Here is a 10,730-nt window from a genome sequence, read left to right on the forward strand (position 1 = left end):
CGATGCATTCCCCTATCAGGTGTATCACAGTCGGACGGATTAAGACATCAGGCTTGCGGGATAGGCCCAAAACGAGAAAACTTGCCGATTATCAGGCTTTCCCCCTTGTGGTCGCCGGGGCGCCATTGAACAATGGCCGGGGGATAGGGAAGGAGACGCGCGTGTCCAGGTGGTCGAAACCGACCAGGGCGGGTGACAGGGCGGGGCACGGCTGAATGCAGTCCGCTCCGGCCGCCAAGACGCCCGATGACGGCATCGTGACCCTTCCGGTCACCGAGCGGCGGCGAATTATTGATCTGGTGATCCGCTATGGGGCCGCGGCGGTGGTGCTGTGGACGGTGCTGCTCGGCATATCGCTGTGGTGGAACGTCGGCCATCAGCAGGCCACCACCTTCGAACTGGCCCTGAACACCGCCCGTTCGGCTTTCAACAAGGATCTGGCTTATCGCCGCTGGGCCTCGGGCCATGGCGGCGTCTATGTGGAGCCGACCGAGAAGACGCCGCCCAGCCCCTGGATGTCCCATCTGCCCGACCGCGATCTCACCGCCAGCGACGGGCGGCTGCTGACCCTGATGAATCCGGCCTACATGCTGCGCGAGATGATGGCCGATTACGGTGACGATTATGGCATCAAGGGCCGCATCGTCGGGATCGTCTACCTCAATCCCAACAACGAGGCCGATCCCTGGGAGGCCGAGGCCATCCGCCAGTTCTCGGCCGGCCGGATTCCCGAGAAGCTGGAGATCGCCGCCCTGGACGGCCATCCGCATCTGCGGCTGATCAAGCCGTTCCTGATGGAGGAGAGCTGCCAGAAGTGTCACGGCCATCTGGGTTTTCCCAACGGCTCGGTGCGCGGCGCCGTCGGCGTGTCGGTCCCCATGGCCCCCTATCTCGAGGTGGAACATCAGGCCATCCGCGCCCTGACCGTCTCCCATGGCGGCTTCTGGCTGGTGGGGGTGGCGGGCATTGGCCTGATCGGCCGGCGCAGCGCCCGCCGGCTGACGGAAAAGGCGCTGTCCGACGAGGAAACCCGTCTGGCCGCCCATGTCTTCCGCAACGCGCTGGAAGCCACCCTGATCACCGATCCCAAGGGGCGGATCCTGCGGATCAATCCCATGTTCACCGAGTTGACGGGCTATGAGGAGGCCGAGGTGATCGGCGGCAATCCCCGCATCATCCGCTCGAACCACCACGACGCCGATTTCTATGCCGAGATGTGGCAGGCCATCTACCGCGACGGCCGCTGGCAGGGGGAAATCTGGAACCGCCGCAAGGACGGGCAGGTGTTCGTCGCCTGGGAAAGCATCGTCGCGGTCTATGACGAGGCCGGCGCCGTCCGTTACTTCATCGGCAGCTTCAGCGACATCACCGAGCAGGTGGAGGCCCAGCGCCACATCCTGCGCCTCGCCCATTATGACGTCCTGACCGATCTGCCCAACCGCGTGCTGTTCCAGGACCGGCTGGAGCGCGCCGTGGTCCATGCGCTCCGCCATGACCGGCAGGCGGCGTTGCTGTTCCTCGACCTGGACGGCTTCAAGAAGGTCAACGACACCATGGGCCATCGGGCCGGCGACGAACTGCTGAAGGAGGTGGCGGTGCGCCTGCGCGGCTGCGTGCGCATGACCGACACCATCGCCCGGCTGGGCGGCGACGAGTTCACGGTGATCCTGGACGAGATTTCCGCCGCCGGCGACGCCGCCCTGGTCGCCGAGAAGATTCTGGCGGCGCTACAGACGCCCATCGCCATCGACGGCCGCGAGGTGTTCATCGGCACCAGCATCGGCATCAGCCTGTTCCCCGTCGACGGGCGGAGCGGCGACGAATTGCTCAAGCATGCCGATACCGCCATGTATCAGGCCAAGGCGGCGGGCAAGGGGCGCTTCAACTTCTATTCCGCCGAGATGACCAAGCGCGAGGAGCATCGCCTCGAACTGGAGATGGCCCTGCGTCAGGCGCTGGAGGAAGGGCAGTTCCTGGTCCATTATCAGCCCAAGAAGAATATTGCCGCCAACCGGGTCTCGGGGTTCGAGGCCCTGGTCCGCTGGCAGCATCCCCGGCTCGGCATGATCTCGCCGCTGGACTTCATCCCGCTGGCCGAGGAAATGCATCAGGTCGACCGCATCGATCTGTTCGTCATGCGCCAGGCCTGCCTCCAGGGCCGGATCTGGCTGGACCAGGGGCATGACGTCACCATGGCCGTTAACCTCTCGGGGGTTAATTTCTCCGGCGACGACCTGCCCGATCAGGTCCGCCGGGTGCTCGACGAGACCGGTTTCCCCGCCGACCACCTGGAACTGGAGATCACCGAGAGTTTCGTCATCGATCTGGCCGTCGATCAGCGCGAGGTGCTGCAGCGCCTGCGCGCCCTGGGGGTGACGCTCGCCATCGACGATTTCGGCACCGGCTATTCCTCGCTCAGCTATCTGAAACGCCTGCCGGTCAACACGCTGAAGATCGACCGCTCGTTCGTCCGCGACATCGCGCGGGATTCGCGCGACATGATGCTGGTGTCCTCCATCATCGGCATCGCCCATTCCCTGGGGCTCAAGGTGGTGGCCGAAGGCATCGAGGACCTGGACCAGATGAGTATCCTCGCCGCCCAGGAATGCGACGAGATCCAGGGCTACCTGATCGCCAAGCCCATGCCCGCCGATCTGGCCGGCCTGTTCCTCAACGGAATGCATGCCTCCGATGCCGTCGTCTCCTGACGCCCATCCCCGGTTCGGCGAGGCGGTGCGGGTCTGGCTGCGCATCGGCCTGCTCAGTTTCGGCGGGCCGGCCGGGCAGATCGCCACCATGCACCGCATCCTGGTGGAGGAGAAGAAGTGGGTGGGCGAGGCCCGCTTTCTCCACGCCCTGAACTTCTGCATGCTGCTGCCCGGCCCCGAGGCCCAGCAGCTGGCCACCTATATCGGCTGGCTGCTGCACCGGACCTGGGGCGGCATCGTCGCCGGGACCCTGTTCGTGGCGCCGGGCTTCCTGGTGATGATGGGGCTGGCGGCGCTTTACGCCGGGTTCCATCAGGTGCCCCTGGTGGAGGGGCTGTTCTACGGCATCAAGCCGGCGGTGCTGGCGGTAGTGATCGAGGCGGTGCTGCGCATCGGCCGCCGGGCCTTGCGCTCGGCGGAGAAGGTGGCCATCGCCGTTCTCGCCTTTCTCGGCATCTTCCTGCTCGACCTGCCGTTTCCACTGATCGTGCTGGCCGCCGGGGCATGGGGCTTCATGGCCGCCCGGGCGGGGCGCGCCGCCTTCCTGCCGGATGGAGCCGCCGGACGGACCGAAGCCAAGGGCGCCGCCGACCATGCCATCGACCGGGGCGCCGGCCACATGCGCCCCGACCGGCGGCGCACCCTGCTGACCGTGGCGGTGTGCCTGGTGCTGTGGCTGGTTCCGGTGGCGGTTTCCATGGCCTGGGGCCACGGCGCGTTCGGGGCGGTGGGGCTGTTCTTTTCCAAGATGGCGGTGGTGACTTTCGGCGGCGCCTATGCCGTGCTGGCCTATGTGGCGCAGCAGGCGGTGGAGGTCCATGGCTGGCTGGAGCCGGCCGAGATGCTGGACGGCCTGGGTCTGGCCGAGACCACGCCGGGGCCGCTGATCCTGGTCAACCAGTTCGTCGGTTTCCTGGCCGGCTTCCGCGATCACGGCGGCCTCGGCCCCTGGGCCGGCGGGGTGCTGGGGGCGACGCTGACCGTCTGGGTCACCTTCGTGCCCTGCTTCCTGTGGATTTTGGCCGGGGCGCCCTATGTGGAGGTGCTGCGCGGCTACAAGGCGCTGTCCGGCGCCCTGGCGGCCATTACCGCCGCCGTGGTGGGGGTGATCTTCAATCTCGGCCTGTGGTTCGCCCTGCACGTGTTGTTCGGCCGGGTGGACGAGGTGCGGGCCGGGCCGCTGCGCCTGTTCGTTCCCGACGTGGCCAGCCTGGACCCGGCGGGCCTGGCCCTGGCGGTGGCCGCCGCACTGGCCATGCTGCGCTTCGGCATCGGCATGCTGCCGACCCTGGCGGCGGCCGGGCTGTCCGGTATCGTCTGGAAGCTATTTCTTTTTCCGTAGGGCGGCGGCGGGGGCCAATTCCTCGGCGGTCAGGCCGCGTCCCAGCTGGTGTTCCAGGTGGGGCAGGAGCTGGGGAAAGAACTTGAGCGGCGCCAGCAGCCTGATGGCGTTGGCGGTGCCGGCGCCGTCGACGCTGTCGTCGCCGGCGTCGCGGCGGCAGCGCTGCAGTACGGAGGCCACCAGCCAGTCGTCCCAATCGTCCTGGTCATAGCCCACCGGCGGCGGCAGGCCGGCGAAACGCTTCAACAGGTCCATCAATTCGGAGCGCGACATCTGCGCGACCGTCTTCTCTTTTCCGCTCATCCCCGATGACTCGCCACTGTATTTCCCCGTAGCGATCCTACTCTACCGTATCCATGGGAGGAAAGCGTTTCACTCGATGATGCGGCTTCCCGTGGTCCAGCGCCGCATCAGCGCCCAGGCCAGCAGGGCCGACAGGGCCGACAGCGCCGCCATGGCCAGGAACGAGCCGCCCCCCAGGCTTTCGTAGAGCCGGCCGCTGAACGGCGTGATCAGGCCCGGTGCGAGGCCGATGGCGATGGCGGCGAAGACGCCCTGGGTGCGGGCCGACAGGCCTTGCGGCACGGCCCGGGCGATGAAGTGGATGGCGCCCAGATGGGCGCAGCCGAAGGTCGCGGCGTGCAGCAACTGGGACAGCGCCACCAGAGTCAGGTCGGCGGTGGCGCCCAGCACCAGCCAGCGCACCGCTCCCCCCAAGGCGGCGGCCAGCAGCAGGGCGGCGGGGCCGAAGCGGGCCACCACCCGGTTGCTGACCGCGAACAGGACGATTTCCGCCACCACGCCTTCCGACCACAACAGGCCGATGACCATGTCGGACAGCCCGGCCGCCTTCCAGTGGATGGTGGCGAAGGCGTAATAGACGGTGTGGGCCATCTGGTTGAGCGCCGCCGCCCCCACGAACAGCAGGAACAGCGGGTGGAGCAGCACCGGCCTGAGCGAGGGCGGCTTGCCCTCGTGACGCGGCACCTTGAGGTCGGGCAGGCCGAAGCAGGTGACGGCGGTCAGCAGCAGTGCCGCCGCCATCAGCCAGGGCAGCGCCGCCACCGGCCAGGATTCCAGCGCCTTGCCCAGCAGGGTGGCGGCGATGATGAAGGCCAGCGATCCCCACAGCCGGGCGCGGCCGTAATCCAGGCCGTGGCGGCCGACCACCATCATGGCCAGGGTGTCGCCCAGGGGAATCATTCCGGCGAAGGGAAAGGTGGCGACGACGCTCAGCACCAGGATAGGCCAGAAACCGCCGGCCAGGGGGAAGGCCAGCCAGATCAGCGCGGTGGCCAGGGCCAGGCGGATCATCAGCGTCCGGCGCTCGCCGCCGTGATCGGCCAGATGGCCGATCACCGGGCTGGCCAGGATGCGGACCAGATAGCCGGCGGCGGCCACCCAGCCGATCTCCGAGGCCGACAGCCCCCGGTCCTGCAGCCACAGGGGCCAGAAGGGGATGTGGATGCCCACCGCCACGAACAGCGCGGCGTAATAGGTGCCCAGCCGCAGGGCGGCGGATCGGGGGCTCATGCCGGAACGGGACGGGGGGCGAGGGTGATGCCGCGGTCGGCCAGGGACAGGGCGCAGGCCTCCGAGGCCAGGAAGCGCCACTCCACCTCGCGCTGGCCGGTCAGCCATTCGCAGGCGCGCAGGGCCTCGTCCACCTCGCCGGGATGGCACATCACCAGGGTTCCCGGACCGGGGGCGTCGGTGAAGACGCGGAACAGTTCGCCATAGGGCACCTTGCCGGAAAAGTCGTAGACCCCCCGGAAGCTGCGGTTGTGGGGGATGCCTTCGGCCCGTAGGCGCCGGCGCAGGCCGATGCCCAGCAGGGCGATGATGGCGGCGCGGATGGGATCGACGCCCCGCCGGGCGATGGCCAGCGGGTTCTCCCAGCACGAGCGCACCCAGCCGCCGCGCGGCTTCAGGCGGCGGCGCCACAGATCGACCACCACGTCGCGGACGACGGGCAATTGATGCACATGGTGATGGCCGTCGAGGAAGTCGGGCGGGCGGCCCATATGGGCCTCGAACGCATCCACCTGCCGCTCCAGCTCGGCGGCGATTTCGGCCTTGTCCAGGTGGCGCAGGACGGCGCGCCTGACCATGGCGCCGATGGCGGGCAGCCGCCCCCCGGGGGCCAGCGACGGCATGGCGCCCAGCGGCGTGTGGTCGGTGAGCGTCAGGTGCACGCCGAACCCAGCCCGGCCCTCGAGCGGTTTCAGCAAGGCGGCCTCGCCCGGCCAGAAGGCCGAGCCGGTCATGCAGCCGGTGGCCTGCAGGCGGCCCTGTTCGATCAGGGCGCGGATGGCGATTCCCAGGCCGGGCGCCAGTCCGTAATCGTCGGCGCAGAGGGTGATGGCGGCTTTCTCGCGGGTCATGGGCGGCAGGATAGAGAGGCCGGCGCCGGCACGCAATCAGTACAGCCTGCCTGCCAGCCATGTCCCGATCAGCGCCGCTCCCTTGGGGTTGAAATGGCCGTCGACCGGGAAGACCAGCCCCTCCCGCTGATGGTCGTGCAACAGGGGGAAGGCGTTGAGGCAGGTGATTGCCGCCATCTCGCACAGCGGCAGGGCGATGGCCGCCTGGTAGTCCGGGGTGGGGAAGTCCCGGCCGTTCACCGAATAGACGGCGAAGGCCTGGTCCTCGAAGAACATGCGCTCGGGCAGCAGGGTCACCACCAGACGGGCGCCCGAAGACGCGAGCAGATCGGCGATCTGGCGCATCATCAGGAAATTGGCCTCGGGAACGCCGGCCGCGACCAGATTGGCGACGGGCGAATGGTTGCGCAGGCGGTAATAGACGGCCTTGGCCCGGGGATACAGGGTGGCGACCAGGGCCGAGTTCTGGCTCATGGCGTCGAGGACGCTCTTGAGGTCCTGGAAGCGCGGCACCATCACGCCGGTGAAGTCGTAGACCCGCACCCGGGCCTTGATGTTGGCGTCGTTGTCGGCGGCCTCGGCCTTGACCAGATAGCCTTCGACGATACGGTTGGAAGCCCGGTCCGAGGGCGGGGTGATGAGGTCGTTCCAGCTCATGCCGATCAGCACCGTGTCGGCGGGACCGAGCGATGGCGCCAGCAGGCGGATGCGGGCCAGGTACTGGTCGATATTGATGGCCGGCACGGCCAGGTTCACGACCTTTACCGGCTGTTCCCGGCGGTTGAGGTCCTCCTGGAGCCGGTTGGGCCAGGAATCCTGGTCCGAGAGGCCGTGGCCGAAGGTCTGGCTGTCGCCGATCACCAGCAGACGGCGGGGCGCCTCGGCGGGGGCGGCGGGAACCACGCGGGCGCCGGAGGCATCGGCCGTGGCCGGAACATTGGTGAAATCGACCCGGTTGTCCATGACGCCCCGGAAATCGGGCGTCATGGTCCAGACACTGCCCGGCGCGACCCGGAACATGCCGGCGGGCAGGCCCGGCCGGGGCGGCGGGTTGAATTGCCAGGCGATGAATTCGGCCAGGATCAGAAAGGTCAGGCAGGCGGTCACGGTCAGCAGGAGGTTGGCCGCCAGATCACGCAGCCGGGAACGGCGGTATCGGACCAAATCAGGCTCCTGTCTCGGGGGCCGCCTGCAGGCGGATGGTGAAGCGGGCGCCGCCTTTCGATTGGTCGTTGGCCGATTGATTGTGGGCCTCCAGGGTACCGCCGTGGTCGCGGATGATGCCGTAGGAAATCCATAAACCCAAGCCCGTTCCCTTGCCGACCGGCTTGGTGGTGAAGAAGGGGTCGAACACCTTGGTGACGATGTCGGGGGGGATGCCGGGGCCGTTGTCCTCGATGGCCAGCACCGCCTTGCCGTCCTCCACCTTGCCGCTGACCGCGACGCGGCCGTCCGGGCGGCCGGCGACCGCGTCGAGGGCGTTCTCGATCAGGTTGACGATCACCTGGTGCAACTGGCCGGGATTGCCGCGCACCGCCAGCCGTTCCGGCAGGTCGAGGTCGATGGCGGCGAGACCCTTCTTGCCCGAGGCCGACCATTGCACCGCCTTGACGATGATTTCCCCCAGGTCGAACACTTCCGGCTTGGCCCTGGCGGAAAAGGACAGGCGCTTCAGGCTGCGGACGATGTCGGCCACCCGCTGGGCGCCCTCGGCGGTGCCGTCCATCAAGGCGGGCAGGTCGGCCAGGGTGGCGTCGATGCGCAACTCGGTCCGCAGCCTTTCCCGCTCGGCCCCGTCACAGCCGGCATGGATGGCGTCCAGGTAGGCGGCGATGCGCGACGAGTACTTGGACAGCGCGTGGACGTTGCCGTAGACGAAGCTGATGGGGTTGTTCAACTCGTGGGCCACCCCGGCGATCAGGCGGCCGAGCGAGGCCATTTTCTCCTGTTGGATCAGCTGGGCCTGGGCGGTTTTCAGCGCCTCGTAGGCGCGGCGCAGTTCGCCCACCGGACGCCCGGTGAGCACGATGCCGGCCGGCAGGCCGCGATGGTCGAGGCGGGTGGCGCAGGATAGCGCCACCGGATCGGTCAGCCCGTCGTCATGGGAGCGAAAGCGCACCTCGCGGTCGCGGCTTTCCACCGAATCGATCCAGCTGAACAGGCGCAGATTGCCGGTGCCCTCGGCCAGCAATTCGTCCAGGGGGCGCTCGAACAGGTCCATCTCGGCGAAGCCGGTCAGCTGCAGGAAGGCCAGGTTGACCTGCTGGATGCGGCCCGACTGGTCGCAGACGATCAGGATGTCCGACACCGCCGACAGCACGGAATTGATGAAGCGCTGCGCCTCCTCCAGGGCGGTGTTCTTCTCCTCCAGCTCCACTTCGTAGGAGATGAGGTCGGAATAGACCTCCTCCATCTTCTTGATGACCTCGATCCAGGCGGTTTCCTGGGCGGCGGCCATCTCGGGGTCGTAGCCGCCGGCAAAGTCGTAGGCCGAGGAGGGGCGGGGGTCGGTGTAGGTGGCCATCAGCCCTCCCGTTCCAGGCCGTAGCGGCGCAGCTTGGCGCGCAGGCCGACGCGGGACAGGCCGGTTTCCTCGGCCACCCGGGTGATGTTCCAGCGGTGACGGCTTAAGGATTCGGCCAGCAGCCGGGCTTCCAGCGCCTCCACTTGCTCTCGGAGCGAGCCGGGCGCCTCGCCGTCGGCCAGGGCGCGTCCGGCGGGGCAGACCCGCGCCTTGAGGCGGGGGCTGAGCAGGTCGGGTCCCAGCATGCCGTGGTCGGCCAGGGCGACCATGCGCTGGATCTCGTTCTGCAACTCGCGCACGTTGCCCGGCCAGTCATAGGCGCGCAGTTGGTCCAGGGCTTCGGCGGTGAAGCACAGGCTGGGCCGTCCGAAGCCCTTGGCCGTGTCGCCCAGCAGCCGCTCGGCCAGCAGCGGCACGTCCATGGGCCGTTCGCGCAGCGGCGGGATGTGGATGGGGAAGGCGGCCAGGCGGTAGAACAGGTCGCGGCGGAAGTGGCCACCCCGCACCTCCTCCTCCAGGTTGCGGTTGGTGGCGGCGATGACCCGCACGTCCACCTTGCGGGTCAGCCGCGCGCCCAGCGGGCGGATCTCGCCTTCCTGCAGCACGCGCAGCAGCTTGACCTGGAAGGCGGGCGAGGTCTCGCCGATCTCGTCCAGGAAGATGGTGCCGCCCGAGGCCTGCTCGAACAGGCCGATGCGGTCCTCGTAGGCGCCGGTAAAGGCACCCTTCTTGCAGCCGAACAGCTCGGATTCCAGCAACTGGTCGGGCAGGGCGCCGCAATTCTCCACCACGAAGGGCTTGTTGCCGCGAGGGGAATTGTAGTGGATGGCGCGGGCCAGCAATTCCTTGCCGGTGCCCGATTCGCCGGTGATCAGCACCGAGATGTCGAAGGACGACACCTTGCGGGCCATCTCGATCACGCCGGCCAGCGGCGAGGCGGCGGCGTGGATGATGCCGTCGAAATGGTGCTGGCGCTTCAGAGTGCCGGTCTTCCTGGCGATGGATTTCTGCAGCGCCGCCTGGGGGACCTTGAGGTCCAGGCTGGCCTGGGCGCTTTCGCGTTGCAGGTCGTAGAGCCTGAGCGCCCCGTGCAGCGTCTGGACCAACTCGTCCGGCTCCCACGGTTTGGTGATGTACTGGTAGATGCCGGCCTCGTTGACGCCGGCGATGATGTCCTCGGCCTCGGAATAGCCCGAGATGATCATGCGCACCGGGTCGGGCCAGCGGTCGCGCACCGTCTTCAGGAAATCCACCCCCTGGACGCCGGGCATGCGCTGGTCGCACAGGATGGCGTGGACCATCTCCTGCTCCAGCAGGCCCTCGGCCTCCTCGGCGGTGGAGGCGGTCAGCACCCGGAACTCGTCGGCCAGCACCCGGCGCAGCGCTTCCTGCGACTGCCTCTCGTCGTCCACCACCAGAATGATCGGCAGGGTGGTCATGTCCGGGCGGGCTCCTGTGGTCTTTGGCGGGCGGGAGCGGTATTCTTGAGCCCCCGGCCACCAGTGGTCAACCAATTACCAGCGTGGATGGATGATGACCGGCTTGATGACCGAAATCGCGGCGACCCAGGTGGACAGGGGCACCCTGGCCTTGTGGTTCCTCGGCCAGAACGGCTGGATGGTCAAGTCGCCTTCCGGCATGGTGCTGGCTGTCGACCCCTATCTCTCCAATTCCTGCCACCCGTCGCGGCGCGGCCTCGATCTCGACCGCCGGGTGCCGGTGCCGGTGGCGCCCGAGGACCTGCGGGCCGACCTGTTGCTCTGTACCCATTC

General features: G+C 68.2%; 8 protein-coding genes and 1 pseudogene. 3 read left to right on the forward strand and 6 right to left on the reverse strand.

All coding sequences use genetic code 11. The features are described 5' to 3' along the window. Positions 1-215: 215 nt before the first annotated feature. Both H261_RS03575 and chrA read left to right on the forward strand, forming a co-directional pair. Positions 216-2,708: an EAL domain-containing protein gene (locus tag H261_RS03575; RefSeq protein WP_008614396.1), complete on the forward strand. Its 2,493-nt coding sequence runs from the start codon at positions 216-218 to the stop codon at positions 2,706-2,708. Continuing rightward, complete coding sequence (gene chrA, locus H261_RS03580) at positions 2,692-4,050, forward strand: chromate efflux transporter (RefSeq protein WP_008614397.1); 1,359 nt, start codon at positions 2,692-2,694, stop codon at positions 4,048-4,050. The genes H261_RS03575 and chrA overlap by 17 nt, the downstream gene beginning before the upstream one ends. On the opposite strand, the gene H261_RS03585 is transcribed toward chrA, so the two are convergent. From H261_RS03585 to H261_RS03610, 6 genes are all read right to left on the reverse strand, one after another. Then, on the reverse strand, positions 4,033-4,353 hold the full coding sequence (locus H261_RS03585) for an acyltransferase (protein ID WP_235062857.1): 321 nt from the start codon (positions 4,351-4,353) through the stop codon (positions 4,033-4,035). The two genes, chrA and H261_RS03585, sit on opposite strands and share 18 nt — an antisense overlap. Before the next feature lie 69 nt (positions 4,354-4,422). Then, complete coding sequence (locus H261_RS03590; protein WP_008614399.1) at positions 4,423-5,583, reverse strand: 3-phenylpropionate MFS transporter; 1,161 nt, start codon at positions 5,581-5,583, stop codon at positions 4,423-4,425. Next, positions 5,580-6,470 (reverse strand): ChbG/HpnK family deacetylase, encoded by an 891-nt coding sequence (locus H261_RS03595; protein WP_008614400.1) that lies wholly within the window; start codon positions 6,468-6,470, stop codon positions 5,580-5,582. The genes H261_RS03590 and H261_RS03595 overlap by 4 nt, the downstream gene beginning before the upstream one ends. Next, the gene (locus H261_RS03600; protein WP_008614401.1) at positions 6,471-7,598 is read right to left on the reverse strand and encodes an SGNH/GDSL hydrolase family protein; all 1,128 of its coding nucleotides are present in this window, start codon (positions 7,596-7,598) and stop codon (positions 6,471-6,473) included. A gap of 1 nt (position 7,599) precedes the next feature. Continuing rightward, positions 7,600-8,958: a sensor histidine kinase gene (locus H261_RS03605; protein WP_008614402.1), complete on the reverse strand. Its 1,359-nt coding sequence runs from the start codon at positions 8,956-8,958 to the stop codon at positions 7,600-7,602. After that, the gene (locus tag H261_RS03610) at positions 8,958-10,397 is read right to left on the reverse strand and encodes a sigma-54-dependent transcriptional regulator (RefSeq protein ID WP_008614403.1); all 1,440 of its coding nucleotides are present in this window, start codon (positions 10,395-10,397) and stop codon (positions 8,958-8,960) included. The genes H261_RS03605 and H261_RS03610 overlap by 1 nt, the downstream gene beginning before the upstream one ends. A 106-nt stretch (positions 10,398-10,503) precedes the next feature. Here H261_RS03610 and H261_RS03615 point away from each other — a divergent pair. Further along, positions 10,504-10,730: pseudogene (locus H261_RS03615) on the forward strand (MBL fold metallo-hydrolase); the annotation flags it as partial.

Source organism: Paramagnetospirillum caucaseum, from assembly GCF_000342045.1.
GTDB lineage: Bacteria > Pseudomonadota > Alphaproteobacteria > Rhodospirillales > Magnetospirillaceae > Phaeospirillum > Phaeospirillum caucaseum.